Origin of the sequence: Methanoculleus taiwanensis, assembly GCF_004102725.1 — an archaeon.
Classification (GTDB): domain Archaea; phylum Halobacteriota; class Methanomicrobia; order Methanomicrobiales; family Methanoculleaceae; genus Methanoculleus_A; species Methanoculleus_A taiwanensis.
The window spans coordinates 250409-277400 of sequence record NZ_LHQS01000001.1; the positions used below are offsets into that span (position 1 = coordinate 250409).

At 61.2% G+C, this 26992-nt stretch carries 21 protein-coding genes; 8 read left to right on the top strand and 13 right to left on the bottom strand.

All coding sequences use genetic code 11. The annotated features are described in order from the left end of the window. Together pdxS and pdxT are read left to right on the top strand one after the other, a co-directional pair. Window positions 1–897 (top strand): pyridoxal 5'-phosphate synthase lyase subunit PdxS, encoded by an 897-nt coding sequence (pdxS, locus tag ABH15_RS01340; RefSeq protein WP_128692569.1) that lies wholly within the window; start codon window positions 1–3, stop codon window positions 895–897. Further along, window positions 887–1468 (top strand): pyridoxal 5'-phosphate synthase glutaminase subunit PdxT, encoded by a 582-nt coding sequence (pdxT, locus tag ABH15_RS01345; RefSeq protein WP_128692570.1) that lies wholly within the window; start codon window positions 887–889, stop codon window positions 1466–1468. The genes pdxS and pdxT overlap by 11 nt, the downstream gene beginning before the upstream one ends. 36 nt (window positions 1469–1504) lie before the next feature. Here the strand turns inward: pdxT and ABH15_RS01350 are convergent, their stop codons facing one another. Further along, window positions 1505–1903 carry an ArsR/SmtB family transcription factor gene (locus tag ABH15_RS01350; RefSeq protein WP_241647965.1) on the bottom strand — a complete coding sequence of 133 codons (399 nt, stop codon included), beginning with the start codon at window positions 1901–1903 and terminating at the stop codon, window positions 1505–1507. A gap of 195 nt (window positions 1904–2098) precedes the next feature. Here ABH15_RS01350 and ABH15_RS01355 point away from each other — a divergent pair, with 195 nt between their 5' ends. Beyond that, window positions 2099–2506 (top strand): arsenate reductase ArsC, encoded by a 408-nt coding sequence (locus ABH15_RS01355; protein WP_128692571.1) that lies wholly within the window; start codon window positions 2099–2101, stop codon window positions 2504–2506. A gap of 252 nt (window positions 2507–2758) precedes the next feature. Here ABH15_RS01355 and ABH15_RS01360 read toward each other — a convergent pair whose 3' ends face one another. Beyond that, the gene (locus tag ABH15_RS01360) at window positions 2759–3448 is read right to left on the bottom strand and encodes a nucleoside-triphosphatase (protein WP_128692572.1); all 690 of its coding nucleotides are present in this window, start codon (window positions 3446–3448) and stop codon (window positions 2759–2761) included. 256 nt (window positions 3449–3704) lie between these two features. Here ABH15_RS01360 and ABH15_RS01365 point away from each other — a divergent pair, with 256 nt between their 5' ends. After that, on the top strand, window positions 3705–4199 hold the full coding sequence (locus tag ABH15_RS01365; RefSeq protein WP_128692573.1) for a peptidylprolyl isomerase: 495 nt from the start codon (window positions 3705–3707) through the stop codon (window positions 4197–4199). Window positions 4200–4262: 63 nt separating this feature from the next. Here ABH15_RS01365 and ABH15_RS01370 read toward each other — a convergent pair whose 3' ends face one another. The 9 genes from ABH15_RS01370 to ABH15_RS01410 form a co-directional block, all read right to left on the bottom strand. After that, window positions 4263–5585, bottom strand: coding sequence for an L-lactate MFS transporter (locus ABH15_RS01370; protein WP_241647966.1), 1323 nt, complete (start codon window positions 5583–5585; stop codon window positions 4263–4265). A gap of 21 nt (window positions 5586–5606) precedes the next feature. Continuing rightward, window positions 5607–7496 (bottom strand): acetate--CoA ligase, encoded by a 1890-nt coding sequence (gene acs, locus ABH15_RS01375; RefSeq protein ID WP_128692574.1) that lies wholly within the window; start codon window positions 7494–7496, stop codon window positions 5607–5609. Between the two features lie 300 nt (window positions 7497–7796). Next, window positions 7797–8738 (bottom strand): magnesium transporter CorA family protein, encoded by a 942-nt coding sequence (locus ABH15_RS01380; protein ID WP_128692575.1) that lies wholly within the window; start codon window positions 8736–8738, stop codon window positions 7797–7799. A 150-nt stretch (window positions 8739–8888) separates the two neighbouring features. After that, complete coding sequence (locus ABH15_RS01385) at window positions 8889–13424, bottom strand: cobaltochelatase subunit CobN (protein WP_241647967.1); 4536 nt, start codon at window positions 13422–13424, stop codon at window positions 8889–8891. A gap of 176 nt (window positions 13425–13600) precedes the next feature. Beyond that, a complete protein-coding gene (locus ABH15_RS01390; protein WP_128692576.1) occupies window positions 13601–13936 on the bottom strand; it encodes a DUF2149 domain-containing protein in 336 nt (111 codons plus the stop codon). Then, on the bottom strand, window positions 13933–14550 hold the full coding sequence (locus ABH15_RS01395; RefSeq protein WP_128692577.1) for a MotA/TolQ/ExbB proton channel family protein: 618 nt from the start codon (window positions 14548–14550) through the stop codon (window positions 13933–13935). The genes ABH15_RS01390 and ABH15_RS01395 overlap by 4 nt, the downstream gene beginning before the upstream one ends. Next, a complete protein-coding gene (locus ABH15_RS01400; RefSeq protein WP_128692578.1) occupies window positions 14550–15266 on the bottom strand; it encodes a DUF2162 domain-containing protein in 717 nt (238 codons plus the stop codon). The genes ABH15_RS01395 and ABH15_RS01400 overlap by 1 nt, the downstream gene beginning before the upstream one ends. 188 nt (window positions 15267–15454) lie before the next feature. Next, a complete protein-coding gene (locus ABH15_RS01405; RefSeq protein ID WP_128692579.1) occupies window positions 15455–17482 on the bottom strand; it encodes a sodium-translocating pyrophosphatase in 2028 nt (675 codons plus the stop codon). A gap of 92 nt (window positions 17483–17574) precedes the next feature. Beyond that, window positions 17575–18978 carry a DNA-directed DNA polymerase II small subunit gene (locus tag ABH15_RS01410; RefSeq protein ID WP_128692580.1) on the bottom strand — a complete coding sequence of 468 codons (1404 nt, stop codon included), beginning with the start codon at window positions 18976–18978 and terminating at the stop codon, window positions 17575–17577. A 145-nt stretch (window positions 18979–19123) separates the two neighbouring features. Here ABH15_RS01410 and ABH15_RS01415 point away from each other — a divergent pair, with 145 nt between their 5' ends. From ABH15_RS01415 to ABH15_RS01425, 3 genes are all read left to right on the top strand, one after another. Beyond that, window positions 19124–19786, top strand: coding sequence for a signal peptidase I (locus ABH15_RS01415; RefSeq protein WP_128692581.1), 663 nt, complete (start codon window positions 19124–19126; stop codon window positions 19784–19786). A 42-nt stretch (window positions 19787–19828) separates the two neighbouring features. After that, window positions 19829–20905: a 5-amino-6-(D-ribitylamino)uracil--L-tyrosine 4-hydroxyphenyl transferase CofH gene (gene cofH / locus ABH15_RS01420; RefSeq protein ID WP_128692582.1), complete on the top strand. Its 1077-nt coding sequence runs from the start codon at window positions 19829–19831 to the stop codon at window positions 20903–20905. A gap of 183 nt (window positions 20906–21088) precedes the next feature. After that, window positions 21089–23113: a NosD domain-containing protein gene (locus ABH15_RS01425; protein WP_128692583.1), complete on the top strand. Its 2025-nt coding sequence runs from the start codon at window positions 21089–21091 to the stop codon at window positions 23111–23113. Between the two features lie 23 nt (window positions 23114–23136). Here the strand turns inward: ABH15_RS01425 and ABH15_RS01430 are convergent, their stop codons facing one another. After that, a complete protein-coding gene (locus tag ABH15_RS01430) occupies window positions 23137–24954 on the bottom strand; it encodes a glycoside hydrolase family 15 protein (RefSeq protein WP_128692584.1) in 1818 nt (605 codons plus the stop codon). Beyond that, complete coding sequence (locus ABH15_RS01435) at window positions 24951–25640, bottom strand: SDR family oxidoreductase (RefSeq protein WP_128693211.1); 690 nt, start codon at window positions 25638–25640, stop codon at window positions 24951–24953. The genes ABH15_RS01430 and ABH15_RS01435 overlap by 4 nt, the downstream gene beginning before the upstream one ends. A 187-nt stretch (window positions 25641–25827) precedes the next feature. On the opposite strand from ABH15_RS01435, the gene ABH15_RS01440 reads away from it, so the two are divergent. Then, window positions 25828–26985 carry a tetratricopeptide repeat protein gene (locus ABH15_RS01440; protein WP_128692585.1) on the top strand — a complete coding sequence of 386 codons (1158 nt, stop codon included), beginning with the start codon at window positions 25828–25830 and terminating at the stop codon, window positions 26983–26985. The last annotated feature ends 7 nt before the right edge of the window (window positions 26986–26992 follow it).

Genomic DNA, 26992 nt, shown 5'->3' on the forward strand with positions numbered 1-26992 from the left:
ATGAAACTCGAGGAACTGAGATTCGGCACTGAGCTGATCAAGCGCGGCTTTGCTTCCATGCAGAAGGGCGGCGTGATCATGGACGTCGTGAACGCGGAGCAGGCCCGCATAGCCGAAGAGGCCGGTGCCGTTGCTGTCATGGCGCTGGAAAGAGTCCCTGCGGATATCAGGAAGGCCGGGGGCGTCGCCCGCATGGCCGATCCCGAGAGGATTCTTGAGATCATTGATGCGGTCTCGATCCCGGTTATGGGAAAGGTCAGGATCGGGCACTTCGTCGAGGCGCAGGTACTCGAGGTGCTCGGGGTCGATATGATCGACGAGAGCGAGGTGCTGACACCGGCGGACGAACAGTTCCATGTCGACAAGACGGCGTTTACCGTGCCGTTCGTCTGCGGAGCCCGAAACCTCGGCGAAGCGCTCCGGCGGATCAACGAGGGCGCGGCGATGATCCGCACCAAGGGTGAGGCCGGCACCGGCAACGTCGTCGAGGCCGTCCGGCACATGCGTGCGATTATGGGCGAGATCCGCTCGCTCGAGGGGATGAACAGCCAGGAACTGATCGCCCGCGCCCGCGAGATCGAGGCGCCCGCCGACCTCGTAGCGGAGTGCGCCCGTCTCGGCAGGCTTCCGGTGGTCAACTTCTCCGCAGGCGGTATCGCGACACCGGCGGATGCTGTCCTGATGATGCAGCTCGGAGCGGACGGCGTCTTCGTCGGCTCGGGCATCTTCAAGTCGAGCGAACCCGCCCGGATGGCAAGGGCGGTCGTCGAGGCCGTCAATAACTTCACCGACCCGAAGGTCGTCGCCGAGGTCAGCAAGGGGCTTGGCGAGGCAATGCCGGGTCTTGACGTCAAGACCCTGCGCGAGGACGAGAGGCTGGCGGAACGTGGCTGGTAAGATCGGTGTCCTGGCACTCCAGGGGGACGTCAGCGAGCATATTGCTGCGTTCGGGCGGGCGCTTGGAACCGACTATCCGGAGATGGTGGTCGTGCCCGTCAGGCGAGCGGAGCAGCTCGCCGGGCTCGACGCCATAGCGCTCCCCGGCGGGGAGTCGACGACCATCTCCCGGCTCATTGAGAAGAACGGGATGCACCGGCCGCTTGCGGAGTTCGAGGGCGGCATTTTTGCGACCTGCGCCGGGATGGTGCTCGTGGCAAGCGAGGTTGACGATCCCCGGGTGCACCCGCTCGGTGTGATGGATATCCGGGTGGAGCGGAACGCTTTCGGGCGGCAGGCAGCGTCCCACGAGTCCTACATAGAGATTTTGGGGCTCGGCGAGCCGTTCCATGCCGTCTTCATCAGAGCCCCGGTCGTCTCCCGTGCAGGTTTGGGCGTCGCGGTGCTCGCCCGGACGCCGCAGGGGATCGTCGCGGTTCGGCAGGGGCGGCATATGGCTTTTTCCTTCCACCCCGAACTCTCCGGTGACCTTCGCCTGCACAGGTTGTTTCTTGAGAATCTCTTCCGGTGATCGGCCGGTGCCCGATCGCCTGCGGGTACTCTTTTTTCAGGAATGCGTCCCGCCCGGCCGGTCTCCGAGAACGTTCGCCGTCCACCCGACGCCCTGTTCGGTCAGCCGGTAGATGATCCAGTTTCCCTGCTGGTCGCCGACGATCAGCCCGGCCTTCTTTAAGACCGAGAGGTGATAAGAGAGTTTTGAGTCGGCGATCCCGAGCAGTGCCTTGATCACGCAGACACAGAGCGGCTGTACCTGCAGCATGGCGAGGATCTTGAGCCGGATCGGATCGGCGAGTGCGCGGAGCGTGGCGCTCCGTTCGTTCAGCAGATCCTCGGCGGGCAGCTGTTCCACCAGCCTTGCGAGTCCCCCGCATCGGCAGAGCGACTCCTCGATCTCTGCGGGAAGCGTCATCGTATCGCCGGGTCTGCCGACCGGATTCTGTGCCATGGGTTGATTCTCCTCCGGTATACGGGTACGTATATGCACACCGGAACGATTAACCGTTCCTCATCGTGCCGGATCGCGTGTGACTCCCTTCGGGGATCGGGGGGACGGCCAGTCTAAACGTAGAGCGGCGGAGCAAGTGCAGATCGGTGAAGATGGGTATCCTTAAGGCGCCTGCAGTTGTGTGAGGAACCAGGTATGACACAAAAAGTACTCTTTGTCTGCACCCACAACGCCGCCCGCTCGCAGATGGCGGAGGGTTATCTGAACGCCCGGTATGGTGACTGCTATACGGCCTTTTCCGCCGGCACCGTGCCCGAAGTTCTGAACCCTTACGCTGTTCGGGCAATGAGCGAGATCGGAGTAGATATCTCCGGCCAGCGCTCGAAGGATATCGCCGAGTTCGACGAGCAGGAGATGGACTATCTGGTTGCGGTCTGCGAGGGAGGGCTCTGCCCGCTCTTCCCCTGGGCGAAGGAAGAGATCCACAAGGAGTTCCCCGACCCCTCGAAACTCACCGGCACCGACGAGGAGATCATGGCGGGCGTCAGGCGGATCCGGGACGAGATCGGTAGCTGGATCGACGAGACGTTCGGGAAGCGATGAGCGCAGGTCAAAAATAAGGCTTCTTTGCCTGTTGACTGGTGGGACAGCCCTGCGGGCCGGATAGTTCTGTACCTGCTGCAGCGAAAAAGAGGGTTGAGCATGAATCGGGAAGGAAGGCAGCACGCCGTCAGTCGGTGCCGACGATGACTTCGGTCGCCTTGATGACGATGTAAGGTGGTCTGCCGACTTTCGGGTGATGATGGCGGTTATCCTGCCGCCCCCTGGAGGTGCTCCCCGATGTCGGTATACCGGTCAATCGCCCGCGACGTAGCGTCTTCTGGAGACTGACGGAAGACCTGCGGAGACTCCGGCTCCCTCCGTCAGCAGCGACATTTCGGCTGCCGTATGGAAATTGGCGAAGGGCGCAGAAGAGACCGGTGATGCCGGGTGCATCTCCCGCCACTCCCAGACCGCGTCCATAACCTCGCCGGCCGCGCTCAGCACACCGGCCGCTCCCACGTTGACTACGATGGGATCGCGAAGCGACCAGCGGTCGATCACCGTATCGAGGAGCCGCCGGCGGACGGTCCAGATCATCGGCGGATGCGGGAGCTCTGAGAGCCGGTCGAGATCTTCCGCCCAGACGGTGCCCTGGAGCTCGAATCGCCCCACCTCGTCGATGACCAGGAGATCGGTCGTTACGGTCTCCGGGAGGGAGAGTGCTCTCCTGCCGAGGGCAAGGCCTTCGGGCCTGAAGAAGAACCGGCCGTGGGGTTCACACCCCGGGGACGGGTCTATCGAGCAGAGGAGCTCATGCCTCCCGGTGGCGAGGTCGACGAGCGTGAAGCCCGATCGCCTGCCGTCACGGACGTGGCCGGGAGTGATCACTCCCCGGAGGTCGAGGTGGAGTCCGGTCAGCAGCCCGAGCATCTGGTAGAGGAATGTCGTCTTGCACTGCCCCTGCTCGCCGGTGATAATGAAGACCGGCGCTTTTTTGCTCATCGGCTGCCCCCTCCGGTATCGGGAGAAGCATCTCCGGAAGATGGGGATCGGCCAGTGGCGATCACCGGTGATGCTGATACTCCGGTAAACATAGTACTATCATGAGTTCTTTGTTATAATAATATTTTACATTTTGATTTTGTTAACGTCATTAAGTTTATCTCCCTCAGAGGAAGTCGTCTGGAGGCTGGCTACCCGGCTTTGTGCCGTATCAGTTAAGTACGCAAAGAAGACAATTGAATACGGAGTCAATTTCATGGCAGATCAGACGGAAGGAAAGAAGGTCGTACTGCACACAACGATGGGCGATATCGTCCTCCGGTTATACGACGACATGCCGGTTACGGCAGGGAATTTTGAAAAGCTCGTCAACAAAGGATTTTATGACGGAACGCCCTTCCACCGGGTCATCTCGAAGTTCATGATCCAGGGCGGCGACCCGACCGGTACCGGCACCGGCGGCCCGGGATACACCATCAAGGACGAGTTCGTGAAGGGCCGCTCGAACCGCCGCGGCACCATCTCTATGGCCAACACCGGCAGGCCGAACACCGGCGGGAGCCAGTTCTTCATTAACCTCGTGGACAACACCTTCCTCGACTGGGACAACCCCTCGACCCCGAGCGCTCACCCCGTCTTCGGGGAAGTCGTCGAAGGGATGGAGGTTGTCGACGCGATCGGCAAGGTGAAGACGAACAACGCCGACCGGCCACAGAAACCGGTCACGATCGAAAAAGCCGAGATGCTGTAAGCATTCCCGGTCGGTCATTCCACAACTGCTCTTTTTTCACCAAAAAGGGGAGACGCCCCGGGTTCACTCCTCGACCACTTTCTGGAGCTTCGCCGTCGTTTCCTGCTTGGCTGCAGGCGGCCTCATCAGCAGGAACGCGACAATGAGCCCGACCGCGGCGAGGCCGGCGATATAGGGGAAGACCCCGAGGTACGATCCCGTAGACGCCTCGATGAACCCGGCGAGCTGCGGGCCTGCTATCGCGCCGGCGCCGTAGGCCAGGAAGATGACGCCGTAGCAGCGGGGGTAGTCGCAGGTCCCGAAGTAGCTCGCCGTCGCCGTGGGAGCGATGGCCAGCCACCCGCCGAGGCACCCCCAGAGGACGGCGAAGGCGAGGATGTACGACCACTCCGCCGGCACGAGCCACATCAGCAGGGATGCCCCCCCGATCAGGACGAACGAGGCCATCGCGGTCTTCCCGGGCGTGAGCCGGTCGGTGAGCGACCCGAAGAGCGGGCGCCCGCCGCCGTTGAAGACGGCGAAGAACCCGACGAGTATCGTCGCGAGCGCCGGTTCGATCTGCACCACGTCCGTGCCGACGGGCTTTGCGATCGAGATGGCCATGAGCCCTGCCAGGCACCCGATGAAGTAGCAGATCCAGAGCCCGTAGAACGCTCCGGTCCGCACCATCGCACCCCGGTTGCACTCGCAGGCGAGAGCAGCTCCCGGAGCGGGCGCAGGCGGCGTCCAGCCGGCCGGCTTCCACCCGGGCCTCGGAAACCGGAGCGGCAGGGCGAGGAGCAGGAGCAGCACGATGAACGCGGCGCCGAAGATCCGGAACGTCGTCATGACCCCGTAGGCCTCGATGAGTGCTCCCGCGATATTCGCCGTCAGGAACGCCGAGAACCCGAACCCGAGCAGGGTCATCCCGACCGCGAGGCCGCGCCGGTCGGGAAACCACCGGGCTGCGACGGCGACCGGCGCCCCGTAGGCGATCCCGACCCCGAGGCCGCCGACGACCCCGTAGAGGATGTAGAGCATCTGGACGGAGGTGGCGGTCGATGCGAGCAGCCACCCCGCGCCTGTCAGCAGACCGCCGATGATCGTCATCGTCCGCGGCCCGAGTGTCTCGATGTACCTCCCCGAAAGGGGCATGGCGAGCGCAAAGAACGCCAGGAAGACCGAGAACGGCAGCAGTATCTCGCTCGCCGTCACCGTCTGTCCGAGCGTCTCGGTGAAGTATCCGGTTAGGGGGCCGACGAAGACACTCCACGAGTAGATGCTCCCGAGACAGAGGTTGATGATCATCCCGAGGATGACCAGTACCCAGCGCCCCTGCTCGGGTTTCATCCCGAGCAGCCGCTCCTCCGTCGAGCCGGTTCCGTAATCAGGTGTGCCTCTCGTCATTTCATTCTCCTCGCGGGTGGGTTACTCTTCCAGTGTTGATATATCCCCGGGATCGATCCCGAGCTCCTTCGCCTTCAGGACGCGCCGCATGATCTTTCCACTCCGGGTCTTCGGGAGCCGGTCGGCGTACTCGAGCTCGGACGGGACGGCGACGGGGCCAAGCTGATCCCGGACGTGCTTTAAGAGCGCCGCCGTGAGGTCATCACTCGCGGTATAGCCTGTCCGGAGGGTGACGAACGCCTTGATGGCGTTCCCCTTCAGCGGGTCGGGCTTGCCGATCACCGCCGCCTCGGCGACGGCGTCGTGGGAGACGAGGGCGCTCTCGACCTCTGCCGTGCCGATGTTATGTCCGGCGACGACGATCAGGTCGTCGGCACGTCCGAGCACCATGATGTAGCCGTTCTCATCCTTCACCGCAAGGTCGCCTGCCGTGTAGTACCCGGGAATGGTGTTCCAGTAGGTGCAGTAGCGCTCGTCGTTGCCGTGCACCGTCCGCATCATCGACGGCCAGGGCTCTTTGATGACCAGAAACCCCCCAGTTCCCGGCGGGACGGGTCTCCCCTCGCGGTCGACGACGTCGGCGACGACGCCGGGGATCGGTTTACCCGCAAACCCGGGAAGCATCGGTTCGCCGATCATCGTCGTAATCATATGCATTCCGGTCTCGGTCTGCCACCAGGTATCGACGATCGGGCACCTGCTCTTCCCGATCACCTGGTAGTACCACTCGAAGGCTTCTGGGTTTAAGGGCTCGCCGACCGACCCGAGGATCCGTAGCGATGTAAGGTCGTACTTCTCCGGCCACGCCTCTCCGTGCTTCATGAACATCCGGATGGCGGTGGGGGCGGTGTAGAAGATCGTGACCTTGAGGTCCTGAATCATCTTCCAGAATGCTCCGGGGTCGGGATAGTCCGGTGTCCCTTCGGTGATGGCGACCGTGACCCCCGCCGCGAGCGGGCCGTAGACGACGTAGCTGTGGCCGGTGATCCAGCCCGGGTCGGCGGTGCACCAGAGGATATCGTCGTCCTTGACATCGAAGACGTGCCTCGTCGTGTAGTACGTTCCGACCATGTAGCCGCCGCAGGTGTGGACGATCCCTTTCGGCGTGCCCGTCGAACCGCTTGTGTACAGGATGAAAAGCGGATCTTCGGCATCCATTGACGCTGCCGGGCAGTCGGGTGCGGATCGCTCCATCAGATCGGCAAAGTCCACCTCCCGGTCGCCGCCCGGCTTTGCGGCAGATCCGCTCCGGTTCAGCACGATGACCACTTCGACGCTCGGTGCGTCGGCGAGCGCTTCGTCTGCGATCTCCTTGAGGGGGATGGTCTTTCCCCGCCGGTAACCGACGTCTGCGGTGATGACGGCCTTTACGCTGGCATCGTTGAGTCTGGTGCGGAGCGCCCCGGCTCCGAATCCGCCGAAAACAACGCTGTGAACGGCGCCGATCCGGGCGCAGGCGAGCATGGCGATGATCTGTTCGGGAACGAGCGGCATGTAGATGCAGACGCGGTCGCCTTTCCCGATGCCGAGGCTGACGAGGCCGCGGGCAAACCTGCTCACGTCCTCGAAGAGCTCCTGGTAGGTGAGGGTTCGCTCTTCGCCGCCATCTCCGCGCCAGATGAGTGCGGGCTTGTCGCGCCGCTCGCTGGTGACGTGGCGATCGAGGCAGTTGTAGGTGATGTTCAGCCTGGCGTTCACGAACCACCGGGCATAGGGGGCGTTCCACTCTCTGACCCGATCCCATGGTTCGAACCAGACGAGCTCGCGGGCGATCTCGTCCCAGAACGCCTCAGGGTCGGCGAGGAACGCCTGGTAGGCCGCAGTGTAATCCGGCGTCCAGGCAGTCTCCCTGAACCGGGGATCGGGGAGGTAGTGCTTCTCGCTCAGTTTCACGTCGAAGGTTTCGTTCATTTTTTCACAATCCGTCATGATTAATCGTGTCATTTCCGGCGAACTGTCCCGCATCCGGGCAGGGTTGCGATCACAGAAACGATACAATCAACCGGGGTGCATGTCTCCTGGAATCTGGAATATACCGCCCCGTGTTCTCATACGGTGCCTGACCGGAGCTCCTGGAGGGTACCGGCCGCAGGAGCGTATCTTTTCGACCAGTTTTGCCATCCGGGAGCTCACTCCGTATTCTACATGATTAATAATGTATAACTTGTGATAAACTTTGTGGTCGCACCGGATGTCTCGTCGCTTCACGGCTCAGAGCCAGTCTTTCCGCATCATTATCGCAGCGAGGATGCCGGAGATGACGAGTGAGAGCAGGACGAGAATGAAAAACCCGTTCGGATCGTTCCCGAGCGGCACCGGGACGTTCATCCCGATGAAACTCGCGATCATCGTCGGGACGGCGAGGATGATCGTGATCGACGTGAGAAACCGCAGGATGCTGTTGAAGTTGTTCGAGATGAGCGATGCAAAGGCGTCCATGGTCTCGGCGAGGATCGTACTGTAGGTGTTCGCCATATCGATGGCCTGCCGGTTCTCGATGATGACGTCTTCGAGGAGATCGGTATCGTCCGGGTACATCCGCAGGGGCTGGAACTTGAGGATCTTGTCGAGGACGATGGCGTTGCTCCGGAGCGACGTTGAAAAATAGACGAGACTCTTTTTGAGGTTTAAGAGCTGGAGCAGATCCCGGTTTTTGAGGGATTCCTGGAGCTCCGCCCCGACACGGTCGCTCGTCCGCTCGATCTGTCGCAGGTACTGGAGGAAGTACGAGGCGTTCCGGAAGAGGATCTGCAGGACGAACCGGGTCTTCTTGAAGGTGTAAAACCCTCTGACCCGCCCGCTCAGGAAGTCGTCGATGATGGCGTTCTCGGTCAGGCAGACGGTGATGATCGTACTCGCGGCGACGATGATCCCGAGCGGCATTGTGGTATACGGGATCGCCTGCTGCGTTCCCGGGATGGGAATATCGATGACGATGAGCGTGCACCCGTCCTCGGTGTCGATACGCGGCCGTTCCTCTTCGTCGAGGGCCGCCCGGATGTAATCGGACGGTATCGACAGGGTTTCGGTTACCCGTGCAACCTCTTCGGAGGTGGGGGCGACCATGTTGATCCAGATGCCGGAACCGAACTGGTCGATCGTGGTGATCCGCGGTTTACCCCCTTCGTCGATGGTTCTGTAGATCTGAAGCATTCAGGCCGCCCCTCTTCGCCTGTGAGCGAAAAATCCGTTATAACGATGTAGGAGTCCTGCGAGATGAATCCTCTGATCCGGTCCGCCCGGAGGTGGGCGGAGCCCGGCATCACCGCGTCCGCATATTTCCGAACAAAAGGAAGGGGAGGTTCACCGTCGCCTGAACCAGAAGCCGATACTTATCGCACCGACGACACAGGCCACCAGAACGACGGGGATGAGCGGAGTACTCGTCATCGGTGTGGCAACCGCCTCCTTCGTTTCTTCCCGCATCACGTGACCGGTGACGTCCTGTGCAGCCTTCATCAGGCTTTCGGCAACTGCATCGACGGTTATTCCGACTCCCGAAGCGTCCGTGGTATTGGTGGGGGTCTGGGCATCATTCATGCCGGACGGGATGGGTGTGAACGTGGGCACCGCCGAAGATGCGGCACTGTATGACGAGGCAAGTTTGCCGGTGCTTGCGCCGCCGCCGCTGCCGGCAGGCGTCTGGGTGCCGGAGATCAGGCCCTGGATGTAGGCGTCCAGCTGGAGGTTGCCGCAGGTATGGTGACAGCAGGTCACGCCGTGCATCTCGACCGATTGCTGCAGTTCCTGTGCAAGCGATTGCAACACCTCGGTGTCAGGATTCCAGTATCCCTTTCTGGCAGCATCCAGCATCCGGGCGGTGAGCGACTGGTATGCGTACGGGTTGTGTGTGTTGAAGAATTCTTTCAGGCCGAGGTTGTACTGATCCTCCAGGTATGTCTCGTAGACGCTGTTCCACATCTCTTCGGTGATCAGCTCCGGCATGGCAACGTCCCAGAGCCACATGTTTTCTATGAACGCTTCCATATATCGGGCTCCGTCGAATCCCTGATCCATCATCCCCTGTATCCATTCGGGATTGAGATACCGCGAGCGGAGATCACGGCTGACAAATCGCTGGAGGGTTTCTAATTTCTGATTCTGCGCGTCCCGCTGGTTATTGATATACATATCGGGCGAGATTCCGGAGACGCTCTTTACCGCCAGGTTCAGGCCGCCGAAGTAGGCGGCAACCATCGGGTGCTCCAGCGTCCCGTAGACGTTGGACGTTCTGGAGAAGACGGCGGCATCCACGCCGCCCAGGTTTGCACGGAAGACGTCGGCATACTGTTCTCCCCAGATCGTGCTCCCGTAGATGTATCCCATCCGGCTGATGTAGAGCTCGGCAATGGCGTCGGTATCGGTCCAGGTGTCGCTGGCTCCGATGGCGTGCTCTATGCCGGGAGTATACGAGTCCGGCGGTGGGCAGAAGATGCGTGAGGCTGCAAGCTCCCATGCCGTCTCCTCGTCGTAGCCTGCGCCGATGAGGTCTCGGTAGATCGCCTCGGTATGTTCGCGTACGTAATTCGGCGTATCGCCGTCGTCGGCAGCGGCGGCAAGTCGCACCGCTCTGTCGATCAGGAGTAATTTGCCGGCGTACATGTCCCTGTATGAGCCCGACGTGACGACGAGCACATCGATACGGGGACGGCCGAGCTCTGCGGACGGGATCAATTCCACATCATCCACCCGGCCGTATTTGTTCCAGACGGGTTTCACACCGAGGAGATAGAGGATTTCCGCCTCCATGGTTCCCTGGTGGCGTGACGTCTCGATCGACCAGAGCAGGAACGCGACCTTGTCGGGGTAGGTTCCGTGTGATGCGATATGCGCTGCGAGCAGGTCATCCCCGAGCGTCCGCCCGACCGTCCAGGCAGCCTCTGTGGGAATAATCCGGTCGTCGAAAGTGCAGAGATTCCTGCCTGTCGGGAGCGCATCCGGGTTGCGCACCGGGTCGCCGTTCGGACCCGGCGGGATGTAGCGTGCCTCAAGAGCGTCAAGAATGCGGGGGATCTCGATACTGCAGGCGTCGATCCGGCTTTTATAGTCCAGTGCCAGGTTCAGGTCGGTGGTGATCTCCGCAGAAGTGCCGCCCAGAAATACCGTCTGTGCGTCGACCGGAGATGTACCATTCAGTATCACTGCGGCAAGGAGTGCGAGGTGGGTTTCCTCGCTGCCGCCGGTTGCAGCGACGTGGTCGGCGAACGAGCTGCCCAGCATACCGTCTATCATGGCGACGAGCTCGTCGCCGGCAGGAACTTCGCTGAGTGTGTGTGAGCCGTAGGGCATGAATGTGGTCTTCAGTTCTGTTAAATAATCATCCAGATCGTCGACGAAGGCATCAAACGCAGCATCATCGCCTTCCAGCGCCCCGGGATCGACGCCGAGATCGGTATCGAGATCGAGCTCCCTGACGGTGGCGAGAATCTCGGACCTGTACTCGGCCTTTACGGCCTCGTCACCAACCGTCCGGTAATTGGTGATGGTATCGTCAAGGTCGGCGAGCGAGCCGTACAGACCGGAGGGAACGATGGTCGGGGTCATGAAGTCGACGATCGCCATGTTTGCGCGGCGCCGATCAAACATCCCTTCCGCGTCCATTGGAAGCACGTGGACGTGCGGCATATCGCCCATCAGCAGGGCTCCCCAGTCATCGGCGGCAAGCCCCGACTCTTTTCCGGGCATCATCTCGATGCTGCTGAAGATGGAGAAGATAGCGTCGGCCTGGTATATGCGATCCATGTAATAGTAGAAGGCCAGACACTGGTGTGTCGGCGGGATCGATCCGTCGTGGTACATCACGTCGGTGTCCTGATTCCAGCCCCACATCGGATCCGGCACGAGCAGGACGTTGCCGAACTGGATCGTCGGGATGACGAGGGAGCGTGCTCCTCCGTTTTCGTAGACCATGATCTCGCCGGGGGCCTCCCCCCAGATCTCGTTCATCTCCTGACGCTTTGCAGCGGGCAGCTCGTTGAACCAGGCGAGATACTGGTCTTCAGGGATCAGAATGACGTCACCGGCCTCAACGCGGCGGTTCAGTTCTTCCTGTGCCCAGGTTCCGATGTTGTAACCCTGTGTCGCCATCAGATCGGCAAGTTCGTCCTCATCGGGGAGCGGCCCGGTGCCTAGGTCGTATCCCCGTTCCTGCATCGCTTTGAGCAGATTGGCAAGGCTTGCCTGTGCGTTGAGGTAATAATCGATGTCGGCGCCCACGGTAGCCCTGCCGCCCTCTGCACTGTAGTAGGGGACGACAATCTTTTTCTCCGCATTGGAGGTGCAATGCAGGTTCATCCAGCCGAGGGTGCGTTCCGTCAGCCATGTCACCTGGTCGTCGAACGGTTTGTAATAGAGCTCGGCCGTGACGGGATCGGGCTCTTTGCCTGCGATGACGATGGGCTCGATGACTCCGTCGAGCTCGGCCATAACCAGCTGGTATGCCTGCTCAGGCCCGACACCGTGCGGGCTGTTTCTCCAGGTCGACTCATTGACGTCGTAGAAGAGCCTGACGGCGTTGAGTACGGGAACGTTGAGGTGCTGCAGGTTTTCGATCCCCCGGTCGGGGTCGGAGTAGTCAAGCCGGGATCCCTTCGAGATGAGCACGGCGGTATCGATGAGCACCTCTCCGTTATTCAGGAAATAACCGATTCTTACCGGGTCTTTGTAGTGGTAGGTGGCTACGATGACATTGACGCCTTCGCTCTCGAATGAACGGACCAGAGCGTCGGTCATAGGCCCGTCCCTTTCCATATACTTGTAGTCGCCGGTGATGATGCCCACAGTCGGCCGTGCCGGGTTGTAGACACCAGAAGCGGCATACCAGCTCAGGTACTCCGCCGACGTGGCGAATATATTGGGTGCGTCCGGGTGGTATATGCCGTACACCGGCCGCTCTTCGGGCGGCGCCGTATCCGCCGTACTATTGCAGTAAGTGACCCCGATGAAGCGTGCAAGGTTGTCGAAGTTCGTGTTTGAGGGGTATTCCAGGTATGCTGCGATCTCTATCGCGGCCGGGTCGGCCGGGTCGACGGTATGCAGGTTGTAGCTCTGCACGAGCGGCCCGCAGGCGAGAATAACGCTTCCGTTAGCCCTCGCGTCCTGTACGGTATCGCTGATGGCCTCGATGACCGGCGCATCCAGGTTTGAAAGGAGGATGACGTCGTTTCCGTCGAGACTGAAGGAGAGATCTTCATTTGATCTGCCGAGATGCACCGAGATGTCCATCATGGACCGGATTGTGGAATCTTCGGAGACCGACGTCATGCTCGAGACTTCGGATGTGCGGGAGAAGACACACGCGATCTTCGGTCTGCCGGACGGCGGAACGGGATCTGCAAGGTCGTGGTCTGCTCCGTAAATGTGGTTGTCCAGAGCAAGGAGGAACTGCTCAAGGTTCGTTTCCCCACCGTAAAGCCAGTAGTTTGTGAGGACTTCGTCCGCGGGGGTACCGAAGGCGGTGCCTTCGGGAAGGTCGTATGTGATGGCCGTAGCATTCGGGCAGAGCGTACCGTTGATGTGGTCGACGGTTGCATTGCCGATGGATGCGACAAAAAGCGCCGTTTCGTCGGTGAAGTTATAGACCCCGGCCGCCGTCTCATCCATGATGGAGACGTTCAAGGTCGTGTTGATCGGTGCAGCGCACGCGGCAGCCTCGAGGGCATCCCGGTTTCTATTGTCGCCGAGGACGCAGATGAGGCTGTGTGTTTCGTTCTCTCCGATACCGGCCGCTTCTGCAGGAGAAACGAGCGGCAGGGTTGCCTGGAGCAGGAGAAGAATGAGGATCATGAGGGTGACCGCGATCACTCTCTTATAGCATTGGCTCTGTACTTCGTACTGCATATCTGACACCTTCAGGTATGACGTGAGGTCCCCGTCGCCAGCTTCCAACTACGAAGGGGGCCTCTAACGCAAATTTATTTTATCTAAATCTGTTTTGCTTGATTATAAAATAACGTTTCGGAATAGCGTCCGAACCGTATCTGACTGAATTCTGCACTGATACGGGAAAAGAGGGGTTATGGAGAGAGATCATCCGGAACATAAATGACTTCGCCGGTATCCAGGCGGTAAGCCGTTCCCATCTTGCTGCCCTGGCCGCCAGCGAGCTCTTCGGTCATGTTCAGCACTTTAATGGTCTTTCCTTCCTTGACGATGATCTGCATGTTTGGCTGTCCCGGATTTTTCACGATCGTGAGATCGGCCTCGTCGTCGAGCATCTCGGGTACGTTGTAGGAGACGACGAGTGCGACCAGCAGGGCGACGGCAAAGACCATGGCGACGTCAAAGAGGTTGGCGACACCGGCAAGGGGGTCTTCGTCTTCGTCGTCGAGGATGATGCGCCGTCTCTTCATGCAATCATCCTCGCGACGTACTCCATATCGCTCAGGTCCTGTAGATACCACCGGCGCTTCGTCAGCAGGATTGCATAGGCGATACCTCCGATGAACAACCCGAGCACGGTCGTGCTGAATGCGATGACAAGATTGGATGCCAGTGCTTCGATATTCCCTGCAGAAAGCCCCATCAGCGCAGGGCCGAGTGGTATCAGGGTTCCCATAAGCCCGAGCATGGGGGCGGTCCGCGTCAGGATCTTCAGCCGTTCGAGTTCGGCCGAGATGCGGATCTCGTAGTCCTGGAGAAGTTTTTCGGACTCGACCGAGAACCGATCGCTGCCGAAGAGCTTCGTCAGATCGCCGAGGAACGATCCGAGGAGCGGGTTCGATCCCGATGCCGTCAGCACCCCGGCGGCATCATCATAGGAACGCTGCTCAAGCAGCGAAACGGACTGCTTGCAGCCATTTCTGAGCTGTTCGAGATTCCTGCTTCTTCCGGCGTACTCGGAGATGAACTGGCCGAAGGCCATCAGTGTCCAGACAACAAGTGCGAGGAGCGCGAGGATTGCAGGATAGAGAAGCGCCCCGGATATGATGAACATTGTCTCCATGAGTGATGTTGGTACGTCCATTATCTGCCTCCATAGTTTGCTGGATGTCGGATTCTGTCGATGAGTATCCCGAGCAGTATCAGTGCCGCCATCAGACCGAACGCGAGGAGCATGCCGGGCGAATCGGCTGTGATGCTGAACGCCGGTGCATTCTGCGCCTGCAGGTAGGCAGGAACGACGAGGGGGCAGAGCAGATAGAAGAGGCCGAGAAACAGCATGACATTCCCCAGTGTGGATGGGTTCTTCACCCCGGTCCTGGCCGCAATCCAGCTGATGCCTGCCGAGCCTCCTGCAATGCCTGCAAAGAGCATGCCTCCGATGACGGCGCCCGCCGCAATCCCGCTTATGCCGGTGGTATCGGTGAGAATCAGGCACGAGAGAAATGTTGCCGCAAGACATGCCGGACAGGGGAGTGACAGCAGAAGGAATGTACGGCGTGAGATATCTTTTCGATCGGACAGCCACTGTTGCTTCGTTCTGATCCCGAAATAGACGAGCGCCATTCCGATGATGAGGTGCATAACGAGTCCGAGCCCGATGACCTGTTCGGTGAGATCCAGTGGGATAACGCCGACGACTGCCCCGGTGATGAACGCCGTCAGAGCGTATACGGATGCGAAGCAGAGCATCTCCCGGAACCGCAAATCCGAAAGCCCGCATCCGATCCCGGTCTTCACTGCCAGGAGAGCGATGCCGGCAAGGGTACCGGCAGCGAGGAAGTCGGCGAGGTTACTCATATTTTCTTACGTTTACACAATATTACTTTATAAATCTGGTAGATGCGGATCTCTGTACGGAGGCATCACGCACCGGTATTGTGCACTATGGCTCCTGCTATTTGTTTCTGGAGGGTGCGCGGCGGTACAAACGGAAATCGCCTGGAGAAGAGCGCTGCGAGCCCGTTTCTCTAAAAAAAGGGTGGGTTTTAGAGGACCAGGATCAGCGGGGCAAAGACCAGGGCGACCATGCTCATCAACTTCAGGAGAATGTTAATGGCAGGGCCGCTCGTGTCCTTGAAGGGGTCGCCGACGGTGTCGCCGACGACTGCGGCCTTGTGAGCGTCGGAGCCCTTGCCGCCGAGGTGGCCTTTCTCGATGTATTTCTTGGCGTTGTCCCAGGATCCACCGGCGTTTGCCATGGTGACGGCAAGCAGGAACCCTGCGGAGAGCGACCCGACCAGAAGGCCGCCAAGCGCGTCGGTCCCGAGGACGAACCCGACGACGAGTGGTGCGGCGACGGCGAGAACGCCGGGCAGGATCATCTCGCGGAGTGCGGAGTTCGTCGAGATACCGATGCAGGATGCGTAGTCAGGTTCCGCTTTCCCTTCCATGAGGCCGGGGATCTGCTTGAACTGCCGGCGGACCTCGTGAACGATGCTGTACGCCGCCTTTCCGACTGCCATCATGGTGATGGAGCAGAAGAGGAACGGCAGCATGGCACCGATGAGGAGACCGATGAAGACATTGGGCAGGGTGACGTCGATGGAGGTGAGGCCGACTGCCTGGGTGTAAGCGGCGAAGAGCGCGAGTGCGGTCAGTGCCGCGGAACCGATGGCAAAGCCCTTGCCGATAGCGGCGGTGGTGTTGCCGACGGCGTCGAGGGTGTCGGTGATCTCACGGACTTCGGGCTTCTGGTGGGACATCTCGGCGATACCGCCGGCGTTGTCCGCGACAGGGCCGTATGCATCGACGGAGAGGGAGATGCCGAGCGTCGAGAGCATACCGACCGCCGCGATTGCGATACCGTAGAGGCCTGCAAAGTAGTAGGCGACGTAGATGGCGGCGGAGATGATCAGGACGGGGAGGACGGTGCTCTCCATACCCTTGGCAAACCCGGTGATGATGGTGGTTGCAGAGCCGGTCTCGGTCGACTTGACGATGGCGAGGGTCGGCTTGCGTTCAAAGGACGTATAGTACTCGGTGATGAGACCGATACCGAATCCGGCTACAAGGCCGGCGATCGTCGCGTAGAAGACGCCGATGTACTCGGGGCCGAGCATGACGTTGACCAGCAGGTACGTCGAGATGACGACCAGCACGAGACCGGCGAGGAGACCTTTGTTGAAGGCCATGTGGATGGCGCTGCTCTCGGTCTTGTTCGTCCGGACGAAGAACGACCCGACGATGGCGCTGAGGATACCGACTGCCGCGATGAGCAGCGGGAGCATGATGACGTTGAGGGGCGCGATACCCGGGAACTGGATGGCGGCGGCGGTCGCGCCGAGCACCATGGTGGCGATGATCGAACCGACGTACGACTCGTAGAGGTCGGCACCCATGCCTGCCACGTCACCGACGTTGTCACCGACGTTGTCGGCGATGACGGCGGGGTTGCGGGGGTCGTCCTCGGGGATACCTGCTTCGACCTTGCCGACGAGGTCAGCACCCACGTCTGCTGCTTTCGTGAAGATACCGCCTCCGACACGGGCGAAGAGTGCGATCGAGCTCGCACCGAGACCGAACCCGGTGACGATGGCGAGGATCTCGGTCTGCGGAAGGCCGGTGAAACCGCTGATGGCAATATAGGCGATCGAGAGGCCGAGGAGGCCGAGACCGACCACGGACATGCCCATGACGGAACCGCTGGCAAAAGAGACTTTGAATGCATCCCCGATTCCTCTGCGGGCGGCGTTCGTCGTCCTGACGTTTGCCATGGTCGCGGTGAACATGCCGATATAACCGGCAGTCGCCGAGAGTACCGCACCGAGCACGAAGCAGGCGGCGGTGAGCGGGTGAATTCCTACGGCAAGTATGATCGCCAGAATGACGACGAATACTCCGATGGCGCGATACTGTTTGTTCAGGTACACCATTGCTCCCGTATGAATAGCGGCAGCAATCTTCTGCATGGTTTCGGTACCTGTGCCCTCCTTTCTGATTGCGGTATATGAATACCCTGCAAAAAGAAGAGCGACAACGGCACACAGTGGTGCCAGGTAGACCAGGTAGTCCATCTCTCTACATTCCTCCGGTTGATTACCATAATTAAAGGAGTAGACCATTTAATTAAATATATGGAAAATAAATAGTCAGAGATTCTCTGAATTTAACTAAAATCCAGCACTTCCGGTTGCAGCGTCTGAAGATCGATCACCACCGCCCGCGCCGGGGTCGGGTTGATGTTCATCTGTTTCTGAAACGCCGTCTGTGCCTGCCATGTCCCCGTATTGACACCGAGGACACCCCGGTATTTTGTTATCCCGCAGATATGGACATGGCCCGTGTGCAGGATCTCCGGTAGCGGATCGATCACCAGCCGATCCATCTTTGCCGCTGCTATCGGTGTTCGCATCCCGTAGGTGGAGGCAAGCAGCCTTCGCTTCAGCATCTCCTCCATGATCTCGCCGGGCCGCTCGTACGACGCACCCGGGATGAGGCCGATCATATCGTCGATCGATCGGCCGTGGTACATCATCACGCGGACGCCCTGGAGGCTGACCACGCAGGGGTTCTCGACCATCTGGCAGTTTGCGGGGAAGTTTCCGGTAAACTCAGGTGGAAGCGCTGGCTGTGGCTCGGCCATCCGGACAACGTCGTGGTTGCCGGGTGCGAGGACGATCTTGAGCCGGGAGGGAAGGTCGCGGAGCATCCCGGCGAAGGCGTCGTACTGCTCGTAGATGTTTTTGATGGTGAGCTCGTGCTCCTGGCCCGGGTAGATCCCGATACCGTCCACGAGGTCGCCGGCGACGAGGAGGTAGGAGGCGTCCGTATCCTGCAGCCAGTCTGCGAAGCGGTTCCACGCGGCCTCGAGGAAGGTGTCGCTCCCGACATGGACATCGGAGATCAGGACGGCTTTCCCCGGCCGGTCGCTCGTGTAAGGGGCGTGCTTGATCGGGATATCGGGCCGGAAGAGCTGCTCGGCGAAGAAGAGCCCGCCGTCGCTTGAGAGTTTGCCCTTCACCCCGAGCACCTCGTCGGGGAGGATCCGCTCGGCGTCGGCGAAGGTATCGTCGCGGCTCTTGTTGAAGAGCACCAGAATGGTGCCGGTCGGATCCTCGATCTCCACCAGCCGGTGCCCCTTCGCCGTCGTCCGCACCTCTACGGCCATCCCGATGACGGTGCACTCCTGGTCGCGGTAGCGGTGCGGCGACGTTGTCAGTGCCTCGATCGGCATCGAGGTCGTTCGGCTGCGGATCATGGCGCTGAGCTTATTGTAGCGGTCGCGAAAATAGTGGATGGCGTCTTCGTAGCCGGCGACGCTGCCGGCCGTCCCGGGGCTGCCCACGATGATCTCAAGTTCCGGGTCGGCGAAGAACCGGGTGCCGTCCCGCTCTTTCTTCAGGCCCGGGATGTGGTTCACCGAGACGACGAGTGCATCGCCGGGGACACTTTCGAGGATACGGTCTATCAGCGCGGGGTCGTCCTGTTCCCTGATGTAACTGACCACGTCCGGGTGGACCTGGAGTTTGGTATCGAGGAACCGCTGTACGATCTCCCGCGGAGCGAGCATGGAGGTACGTATTGTCGCTCCGGGGAAATATGGCTTTATCTTTCTCCCGGGACGCCCGGGGGAGAGACGCTCACCGTCTTCCCACGACCCTGTTTTTTCGGGAAACGTATGTATACGAGCGGTATGATACTCACTACCAGCAGATATGTCAGCGTCTACCCGGCTGCAGAGCATCTCGGCAGCCATACGGAGACTCCGGACGAGTACCCATCCGGCGGCGTCCCTGGCGCGGGATCTCGTCTGGGTCGTGGCGGTCGTCGGCGGTATAGCCCTCCTCCTCTACCTTGTGGCGGGAACGTGGCCTGCCGTGGTTACGATCGAGTCGGAGAGCATGGTGCCGCATATGAACGTCGGCGACCTGGTGCTGGTCGTGGACGAGGACCGCTACGGGCAGCTCACTACCTGGACTGAAGGGAACCGGACGGGATATACGTCGTTTGGCGATTACGGAGACGTTATTATCTACCGCCCGAACGGGGCGGAGGACGTCCACCCGATCATCCACCGCGCGATGGCCTATGCCGACGAGAAGAGCATCGCGGGTTCACCCCTGGCACAGTACTATGCCGATCCGCACGGCGGCTACATCACCAAAGGCGACAACAACCCGGTGATAGACCAGGGAACGTACTTCCAGGGGATCGGTGTGGTCGAACCCGTCAGAAAGGAGTGGATCGTCGGAAAAGCCCTCTTCGCTGTCCCGCTCATCGGTTATATCCCCCTGCATATCGTTGAATTTGCCATCCTCGTCATCGTTGTCATCCTCATCCACGACTTCGTGCTTGGGAGGCGAAAGAGCGATGAATAAATCCCACGCTTACCTTGAACTACTGATACGGTGCTGATCCCGATGCAACAGTTACTCGACGACGTCCTGGCTGGCCACCGCCTCACCGAGAGTGAGGCCGCAGGGTTGATGAAGGTTAGAGGCCGCGAGGTCTTTTCGATCGCGGCGGCGGCGGACGCGCTCCGCGAGGAGAAGGTCGGCAACCTCGTAACCTATGTCAGAAACCAGAACATCCACATCACCAATATCTGCAAGAACCTCTGCGGGTTCTGCAGTTTCGGCAAGAGGGTCGGTGACCCGGAGGCATTCTGCAACGACCGCGAGGCGACGATTGAAAAAGTCATGCAGGCCGTGGAGCGGAACGTCACCGAGGTCTGCCTCCTCTCCGGGGTACACCCGGACTACACCCTTGAGTCGTACGTCGACCTGATCGGTTGCGTCCACGAAGTGGCGCCGCAGGTGGATATCCACACCGCGAGCCCCGACGAGATCGCCTGGGCCGCGAAGCAGAGCGGCGTCTCCACCGAAGAGGCGATCGACCGGCTCCGCGAGGCGGGTCTCGGCACCCTGCAGGGGACCGCCGCCGAGATTCTGGTCGACGAGGTGCGGCAGGTGATCTGTCCGCGAAAGTGTGATACCGCGACATGGGTCCGGATCGTGAAAGAAGCGCACCGGAAAGGTATCCGGTCGACCGCGACGATCATGTACGGCTCCGCCGAGAGCGTTGAAGATCGCGTCCGGCACCTTTCCGTTCTCCGTGAGATCCAGGACGAGACCGGCGGCTTCACCGAGCTCGTGCCCCTCTCCTACCTCCACGAGAATACCGCCCTCTACCGCCGCGGGCTTGCCCCTGCCGGAGCGACAGGGCGGGAGGATATCCTCCTCTTCGCGGTCGCCCGGCTCTTCCTCGACAACTTCGATCACATCCAGATCTCTTGGGGCAAGGTCGGGCCGAAGATGGCGCAGATAGGCCTGCTTGCCGGCGGGGACGACCTCGGCGGGACGATGTTCTGCGACGATGTCAGTGTGACCGCCGGCGGCGAAGGCGCCGATTACCTCGACCCCGCGGAGATGGAGCGGATAGCCGTAGATATCGGCCGCCAGCTCGTCCAGCGGACGACGACCTACGGGCGGGTCTGACGCCTGCCGCACCTTTTTTCCATCTCCTTTCGATCCCCGCACCAAACCTGCGCGTTCTTCTGCCCGCGAAGCGTTTCGGGGCACGCCACATACAAACCGGAACCTTTAGATGCCTCTCCTGGCATCTCTGTTCATCCAACGGGCGGCTTTAGCGCTTCTAAAGCCTCTCCTCGTGGTGAATATATGCAGACAACTCTCAGGCACGTCACACTCTGCTGTATCGCGTTCTTTCTCGTTGCGGTCCCGGTCACCGCGGCCGACTGGTACGTGAGCCCGACGGGCGACGACGCGAATGACGGTTCGGAACCCGCTCCCTGGATCTCGATCTGCTACGCGGTCGGCAACACCGGCGTCGCTGATGGTGATACCATCCATCTCGCAGCCGGAACTTACTATGAATCGAATATCACCGTGAATAAGAGCCTCAGTCTCGCCGGTGCCGAGGGGGGTCTGACGGTTATCGATGGGATGAAAAAGGGCAGAGTGCTTATTGTCGATACTCCCGCGGGATGCGGGTTCATCGAGGATCTGACTGTTTATAACGGCAGTACGGCGTACGGTCCCGGAGGGGGTATCTGCCTCTTGAACGGCACCCTGACGATTGACCGTTGCACGCTCGCGAACAACGGGGTGAACATGCGGGGTGACGGTGGCGGCGTCTACGTGCGTTGCGGCAATATGACCATTGCACACTCCGGCATCACCGACAATATTGCCATACGGGGGGGTGGCGTCTTCCTGCAGGACGGCGCCATGACCCTCTCGGAGTGCACGCTATCGGGGAATGATGCTCTGTACGGTGCAGGGTTCTATCAGCGGTACGGTGCGTCGACCATCACCGGGTGCGCCCTCACCAACAATACGGGACTCCCACTCAAGAACGGCCCGCCCCCCCTGGGCGGGGGAGTGAATATGTGGAGCGGCAGTCTTGCCCTCTCCCGATGCACGTTCACCGGGAACGCAGCCGATTCGGGTGGAGGTGTCTACCAGCACGACGGCATCCTTTCCATAACCGAGTGCACAATCACCGAAAACAGCGCTACCGGGAGTAGTGAGGGCGTCTACGGAAGTGGTGGGGGGGTGTACCAGTTCGGGGGCATCCTGACCGTCACCGGGTGTACACTCACCGGCAACGTAGCGGAACATATGGGTGGCGGGTTTCACCAGTGGTACGGCGTGATTAATGCGCCGCACTCTCAAGCAGAGATCACCGACTGCGTCATAGCGGGGAACACCGCCGATCTGGGCGGCGGAATCTTTCACAACGGCGGCGCTCTTGAGATCGACGGCTGCAACATCTCAGAGAACGCTGCCTCCCAGGGTGGAGGCGTTTACCAGCACGCCGAGTCCCTTATCCTTTCCGGGTCCGTGATCGCCGGGAACACTGCGGACCAATGTGATGGCGTTCTCCACTATGGTGGGTTCCTCTCTCTCTTCGACTGCATCCTGTGCAACGACGTCAATTTCGAGTATCAGGGAGGTACCGCGGTGCTGAACACCACCGTCACCACGTCGACCAATATCCTCGGGGGACTCTATCTCGGCGGTAACTACTGGAGCAATCCTTCAGGGACGGGGTACTCGGATCTCTGCACCGATACTGACGGTGACGGGTTCTGCGACACTCCCTATACCGTTTCCGGAATTACCGATCTGCTGCCGCTCACTCCTCTCCCCGCATTCTCCGTTCCCACACCGGCGATCGCCCCCGTTCTCATTCCGGTCAACACCGACGGCAGCCCGGGGTGGGGCGAGAGTGCCACACTCTCCGTCGTGGAAACCGGTAGTGACGTATCCTCGGTGACGGTAAACCTCACTCCGCTTGGTGGAATGCCGTCGGTCGTCATGGCGAAGGGGACGGGGCAGAATCGAGCCCTGAGTGTCTCGAGTGCGGTGCCGTCGCCGTTTCTGAACGGCTCCTATCAGCCGGTGACGCTGTATGTCACTGCCACCGGAACCGATGGGAACCCAAAGATGACTGTTGGAATCCCCCTGACGGTGGTCAGAAACGGCGACGTGAACGAGGACGGCCGGACGACGCTGTACGATGCGATCTATATCGCCCGGCATACGCTTCGCATAAACGGATCCCTGGAGATGTATGAGAGTGTTGGTGATGTCGACGGGGATGGTACGGTACAGCTGACCGACGCGGCGTACCTTGCGCGGCATGTCCTTGCCATCCCAGGATACGATCCGTTGCACTGATCCTGATCGAGCGGCACCTTTTTTCACCCGCACCGCACGTTCCTGTCGGTCTTCTCCTCCCCTGCGTGATCGAGAGCCCATGCCGCGAGCACGTGCGAAAGGTGCGTGAGCGCCTGCGGGAAGTTGCCGAGCATCACCCGGCCGACCCCGTCGATCTCCTCCGAAAAGAGGCCGAGCGGGCTTGCGGCGCGGTATGCCCGTGCGTACCAGTCCCGGGCGCTCTCGATATCGCCCTGATTTGCTTTCACCGTCGCCATCCAGAAACAGGCGGGGAGGAACGCCCCTTCCCTGCCCGGCAGATTGTCGTCGATGATGTAGCGCTGCAGGTAACCCTCTTCATTGAGCTGCTCCTCGATGTAGCGCACCGTGTCGGCGAACCGCTCATGATTGTAGTCGGTCACCCCGACGATCGGGAAGAGGAGCATCGCCACATCCGCATCGGTGCGCTCCGTCATCTGGGTGTATGCCCGGGCCTCGTCGCTGTAGCCTTCGGTGTTCACGAAAGCCCAGATCTCGTCCCTGACCTGCTCCCAGCGCTCCAGGGGTGCGGGAAACCCGTTATCAGCGGCGATCTCGATCCCGCGGCGGACGGCCATGTACGCCATCGCTTTTGAGAATACCTGCTGGTAGTTCTCGCCCCGAATCTCCCAGATCCCGGCGTCGGGCCGCTGCCAGTTCTCGCAGACCCAGTCGACGAGCCGCCGGAGCGCCTCCCATATTGCCGGGCCTTCCTGGCTCTGCATCAGGTGCGGCGCCCGGTGGAAGCAGAGCATCACCTCGCCGTAGGTGTCGAGCTGGAACTGGTTGCCCGCACCGTTCCCGACGTGGACGGGCCGCGAGTGCCGGTAGCCCTCCGCATGATCGAGGTCTTGCTCCGCGACCTCCCGCCCGTGATCGACGGTGTAGAGAGGCTGGAGTTCCTCGGGAGGATCGCGCCGGAGGAGCGTTGCCAGCCACCACCGGAACGCGTCGGCCTCCTCGGTATACCCCGTCGACTCGAACGCCATCACGATGAAGACCCCGTCGCGGAGCCAGACGTAGCGGTAATCCCAGTTCCGTTCCCCGCCCGGCTGTTCGGGGAGCCCGAGCGTAGGGGCGGCGACGAATGTCCCGCCGGGCTGGTACTGGATCAGCTTGAGTGAGAGGAGGCTCCGGAGGACGTCGGCACGGTGCTCGCCGGTGTAGGTGCACCGGCCCGACCACTCCCGCCAGTACGCCCGGGTCGCCGCGAGCAGGCGCTCGGCATACCTGCGGGGATCGGGGCACTCCACCCCGTCGCCGTAGGCGAGGACGAATGCGTGGACGTCACCGTCTCTGAACCGGATCGTCGCTTCGGCCCGCCCGTCTCCGAGCTCCATCGCCGCCGTCGCAAAGAGCCGGAGGGTTTCGCCGTCTCCGTGGGCAACAATACTCTCCCCGTCCCGCTCCAGGGCAGGCCGTACCTCGCCGTACCGGAATGCCGGGGCAAACGTGGCGGCGACGTCGATTGGAAGACCGCTCGAGGAGACCAGTCGGATCAGGAGCGGAACCCCATCCCGCGGGTACGGCATGAACGTCGTGACCCGGACGGTGGCGTCGGCCGTTCCGAGGTCAGAGACGAGAATGTTCGTCCCCTCCTCGTAGTACGAAGATATCTTGTGGTGCACGGGAAGCCCGGTCGCGAAGTAGCCGCCTTTCGGGGCGTCGATGAGACGGGCAAAGACGGCCGGGGCGTCGAACCGATCGGGGCACCACCACTCCACGACCCCCTCGTCCGTGACGAGCGCCGCGGTGTGCCCGTCTCCCACGATGCCGATCTGGCTGAGGTCGGGGTACGGGGTGAGGGTGAGCGGCCGGATCATGCTCCCTGCCCCATATTCTGGATCAGCCCGCCGTCGACGTAGACCGTGGTGCCGTGAATGTAGTCCGCCTCCCTTGAAGCAAGGAAGACCGCCACTCTCGTGATCTCCTCCGGCTCGGCCGCTCGTTTCTGGGGTATCGAAGCTACCTGTTCCTTGAGGATCTCCGGATCGTCGATTGCAGGCTGGTTGAACGGCGTCAGCACCATCCCCGGCGCGATATTCTTGACGGTGATGTTGCTCTCGGCGAGTTCGAGTGACAGGCACCGGGTGAGGTTCCGGAGACCGCCTTTGGCCGCACAGTAGCCTGCCGCCCCGGCCCGCGGGACCTCCTGGTGGACGCTCGTGACGTTGATGATCGTGCCCTGCCGGTTCTTCCCGGCATGCCTGCCGGTGGAGTCGATCCCGGCGTCGTTGACGAGGATCGTCGTGGTGCCGAGTTCTTCGGTCACCCGGCGGAAGAGCTCCCCGACACGTGCCGGGTCTCTCTGGTCGAGGGGGGCGAGTGCGGCACGGCGGCCGTGTTCACGCACCTCATTTGCCGTCCTCTCGGCTCCTTCGACGTCGTTATGAATGGTGACGGCCACATCATCCGCACCTTCGCGTGCGAATGCCACGGCGGTCGCGTGCCTGATCCCGGAGTCGGAACCGGTGACGACCGCTATCTCTCCTTCCAGTCTTCCCGCCATGCTGTTTACCACTCCCGCCCGGGGGGTTACTAGGACATAAGGGTATGTGCCCTGCCGGAACGGGCAGGGAGAACTCAGAAAATAGAAGATTTTTCTGGTTGTGAGATGACCATTACTGCAGGCGAGATCGCCCCTCCTCCCGGTGCGGGGAGCGAGCGGTGCGATCCGGGGGAGATTCGGGTAAATCATGGGCATTCTGGATGCATTCTTCGGGTCGAGTCCGGAGGCTCTGATCGGCCAGGGACGCGCGTATGCCGGAAAGGGGGCGTATGAAGATGCGCTCCGCTGTTTTGACGAGGCGCTCGGCCTCGACCCGAAGGCGACCGCGGCGTGGTATGAGAAAGGCTGCGCCCTCACGGATCTCGACCGGCACCGCGAGGCGCTCCAGTGCCTCTATACCGTCGTCAGGAACGACCCGAAGCATACGGGAGCCTGGAACAGGATGGGGCTTGCTCACCGGGAGCTCGGGAGTCGGGAGGACGCCCTGCAGTGCTTCGAGAAGGCCGCCCGGATCGCCCCCGAGGATGCCGACGCCTGGAACAATATGGGCCTGGTCCTGATGGAGATGGGGAGGAACGACGATGCTCTCCGCTGCTTTAAGAAGGACCTCGCCATCACTCCCGGGAGTGCGGCGTCGTGGTATCGGAAAGCAGATGCTCTTCGGGCTCTCGGCCGCTACGAAGACGCGATCGAGTGTTATTCATCGTACCTCGATCTCTGCCCGAAGGACGGAAGTGCGTGGGTCCGCCTTGGGTGTACCCTCCGGACGGTGCACCGTTACGCGGAGGCCGTCTCCTGCTTCGACCGTGCGATCAGGATCGACCGCGGCAATGCCGGTGCCTGGAACGACAGGGGCGTCACCCTCAAGAAGGCCGGGGATACCCGGCAGGCGCTCCGGTCTTTTGACCGCTCGCTGAAGGCCGATCCAGAGAACGCCGTTGTATGGGCGAACAAAGCCCTGGTTCTCCACGATCTTGGCCGGGCGGAGGAGGCTGCCGACTGCTATCTGCACGCCCTTGGGCTCGACCCTGAGAACGTTGATCTCCTCTACCGGCTTGGAACGACCTATGACGGCCTCGGGCAGTGGAGCGAGGCGCTCGCGTACTATACCCGGTACCTAAAGGTCAGATCCGGGAACGGCTACGCCTGGCTCCGCACAGGTATTGCCTTCCAGCAGGAGGGCGATCACGCCATGGCGCTCCGCTGTTTCAAGAGGGCGCTTTCTATCGACGGAAACGACGCCGATGCCTGGCACCATCGGGGTCTTACGCACCAGAGCCTCGGGGAAGAGGCGAAGGCGGAGGCGTGCTTCCGGAAGGCACGCGAAGCGATGCTGAAGTACTGATCGTCGC

Coding starts and splice junctions, on each gene's coding strand:
- pdxS (WP_128692569.1), top strand. CDS start 1: ATGAAACTCGAGGAACTGAGATTCGGCACTGAGCTGATCAAGCGCGGC.
- ABH15_RS01350 (WP_241647965.1), bottom strand. CDS start 1,903: ATGGCACAGAATCCGGTCGGCAGACCCGGCGATACGATGACGCTTCCC.
- ABH15_RS01355 (WP_128692571.1), top strand. CDS start 2,099: ATGACACAAAAAGTACTCTTTGTCTGCACCCACAACGCCGCCCGCTCG.
- ABH15_RS01360 (WP_128692572.1), bottom strand. CDS start 3,448: ATGAGCAAAAAAGCGCCGGTCTTCATTATCACCGGCGAGCAGGGGCAG.
- ABH15_RS01365 (WP_128692573.1), top strand. CDS start 3,705: ATGGCAGATCAGACGGAAGGAAAGAAGGTCGTACTGCACACAACGATG.
- ABH15_RS01370 (WP_241647966.1), bottom strand. CDS start 5,585: ATGACGAGAGGCACACCTGATTACGGAACCGGCTCGACGGAGGAGCGG.
- acs (WP_128692574.1), bottom strand. CDS start 7,496: ATGAACGAAACCTTCGACGTGAAACTGAGCGAGAAGCACTACCTCCCC.
- ABH15_RS01380 (WP_128692575.1), bottom strand. CDS start 8,738: ATGCTTCAGATCTACAGAACCATCGACGAAGGGGGTAAACCGCGGATC.
- ABH15_RS01385 (WP_241647967.1), bottom strand. CDS start 13,424: ATGCAGTACGAAGTACAGAGCCAATGCTATAAGAGAGTGATCGCGGTC.
- ABH15_RS01390 (WP_128692576.1), bottom strand. CDS start 13,936: ATGAAGAGACGGCGCATCATCCTCGACGACGAAGACGAAGACCCCCTT.
- ABH15_RS01395 (WP_128692577.1), bottom strand. CDS start 14,550: ATGGACGTACCAACATCACTCATGGAGACAATGTTCATCATATCCGGG.
- ABH15_RS01400 (WP_128692578.1), bottom strand. CDS start 15,266: ATGAGTAACCTCGCCGACTTCCTCGCTGCCGGTACCCTTGCCGGCATC.
- ABH15_RS01405 (WP_128692579.1), bottom strand. CDS start 17,482: ATGGACTACCTGGTCTACCTGGCACCACTGTGTGCCGTTGTCGCTCTT.
- ABH15_RS01410 (WP_128692580.1), bottom strand. CDS start 18,978: ATGCTCGCTCCGCGGGAGATCGTACAGCGGTTCCTCGATACCAAACTC.
- ABH15_RS01415 (WP_128692581.1), top strand. CDS start 19,124: ATGTCAGCGTCTACCCGGCTGCAGAGCATCTCGGCAGCCATACGGAGA.
- cofH (WP_128692582.1), top strand. CDS start 19,829: ATGCAACAGTTACTCGACGACGTCCTGGCTGGCCACCGCCTCACCGAG.
- ABH15_RS01425 (WP_128692583.1), top strand. CDS start 21,089: ATGCAGACAACTCTCAGGCACGTCACACTCTGCTGTATCGCGTTCTTT.
- ABH15_RS01430 (WP_128692584.1), bottom strand. CDS start 24,954: ATGATCCGGCCGCTCACCCTCACCCCGTACCCCGACCTCAGCCAGATC.
- ABH15_RS01435 (WP_128693211.1), bottom strand. CDS start 25,640: ATGGCGGGAAGACTGGAAGGAGAGATAGCGGTCGTCACCGGTTCCGAC.
- ABH15_RS01440 (WP_128692585.1), top strand. CDS start 25,828: ATGGGCATTCTGGATGCATTCTTCGGGTCGAGTCCGGAGGCTCTGATC.